Origin of the sequence: Mesorhizobium sp. M0051, from assembly GCF_040323235.1 — a bacterium.
Lineage (GTDB): Bacteria > Pseudomonadota > Alphaproteobacteria > Rhizobiales > Rhizobiaceae > Mesorhizobium.
This window is the reverse complement of the sequence record NZ_JAMYUT010000082.1, coordinates 1-1,848: the sequence shown is the minus strand read 5'-3', so window position 1 is coordinate 1,848 and position 1,848 is coordinate 1. Positions and strand designations below refer to the sequence as shown.

1 pseudogene is annotated in these 1,848 nt (G+C 59.7%); it reads left to right on the top strand.

The features are described from left to right. Positions 1-112 precede the first annotated feature (112 nt). Positions 113-1,519, top strand: a pseudogene (locus tag NKJ90_RS33280) (ISNCY family transposase); the annotation flags it as partial. Between the last annotated feature and the right edge of the window lie 329 nt (positions 1,520-1,848).

The following is a 1,848-nucleotide window of genomic DNA, read 5'->3' as shown; positions in this document are numbered from 1 at the left end:
TGTAGCAGCTAAGTTAAAATGTCCGGATCTGGCAAAGTAGGAATGTCGCTCCTGCCTTGCCAATCTGCCCGCGTTCGAGAGCGTGGGAGATTGCAGATTGGGACTGGTTCTGATGAGCGAACGCGAACTGCGGCGTATCGAGGTTCTGTCGAAGATTGTTGAGCGGCGAATGACAAGCGTTGCGGCGGCAAACCTGCTCGATGTTTCTGTTCGTCAGGTCCAGCGTCTGTTGAAGACGTTCCAAGCGGATGGTGCTGCGGCTCTCCGGCACAAGGCGCGTGGCCGGCGTTCCAACAATCGCATTGTCGATGGTGTTCGCGACTTCGTGCTGGAGCTGATCCGCGAACACTACATCGACTTCGGTCCAACGCTTGCCCGCGAGAAGCTGATCGAACGGCATCAGCTCGCGGTCAGCAAGGAGACGCTGCGCAAGTGGATGACAGAAGCTGGAATCTGGACGTCGCGCCGTGAACGCAAGCAGCGGCTGCATCAGCCCCGCGGGCGACGAGACTGCCTGGGCGAGATGGTGCAGATCGACGGCTCGCATCACTGGTGGTTCGAGAACCGCGGTCCCAAATGCGCCCTGCTCGTCTTCATCGACGATGCGACCGGCAAGCTGCTTCATCTGCGCTTTGCTGGCTCCGAGAACACGTTCGACTACTTTCATGCGGCAAAGGCGTATCTGCGGGAATGGGGCAAGCCGCTTGCGTTTTATAGCGACAAGCATGGGGTCTTCCGAGCGACCCATGATTCCGAGAAGGATAGAAGTACCGGCCTGACGCAGTTCGGCCGTGCGCTCTACGAGCTCAACATCGATATCATCTGTGCCAACACCCCACAGGCCAAGGGTCGCGTCGAGCGCGCCAACCAGACGCTCCAGGACCGGCTTGTGAAGGAACTGCGCCTGCGCGACATCAGCACGATCGAAGCGGCCAATGCCTATGCGCCCGAGTTCATGGCGGACTTCAACGCACGCTTCGGCAAGGAACCCCGCAATCCGAAGAACATGCACCGGCCCCTCGCCGAGCATGAGAATCTGGACGGCGCCATGTGCCGAAAGGAGGTTCGCACGCTGTCTCAGGCTTTGACGCTGCGCTACGACAAGGTGCTGTTCATTCTCAATCCGACCGATACCGCGAAGCGGCTTGCCCGCAAAAAGGTCGTTGTCTGCGACTATCCCGACGGTCGCCTCGAGATCATGCACGACGGCATCGCCCTACCCTACAGAACCTTCGACAAGCTGCGTTCAGTTCACAGATCAGAGATCGTCGAGAACAAGCGACTTGATGCTGCCCTGGACCTGGTCGCCCAGATGCAGGCTGGCCGGGAGCTTCATCGCAGCCAGCGCGGGCCGCGGCGCACCGGACAGACGAACCACATGTTCGGCATTCCCGATGGCAGCCAGAGCAATGGCTATGTGAAGCGTGGCCGCAAGCCCGGCAAGAAGGCGGATTTCACAAAGGACCCTGCAGTCGTCGTGCGGTGTGAGCAGGCATTTGCCAGAACGCCCGCAGCCAAGGTCGAGAGCCAGGCCGTCAAAGTCGATCTGACACTCACAGAAAGCGATAGGCATCGTATTGCGGATGTGCTCGCAGTGCTGGACGAGTTTCCAATCAACCGGAAGGCTCAACCGACAACGGAAGCCGGCTTTTAGCTCGAAGAGGGCCACGCGGATCTCAAAGCTAAAGCCGACGGAGATCTACTGGATCGCCCCCGATCGGGCTGCGCAACCCCGACCAGCTGACGCCCGATCGGGCGCTCAGATCTGCGCTAGGCCGGGCCGCATCGACGTGGATGCGACATTTCTACTTTGCTGAGAGCGCGACATTCGAACTTGGTTGCAACATC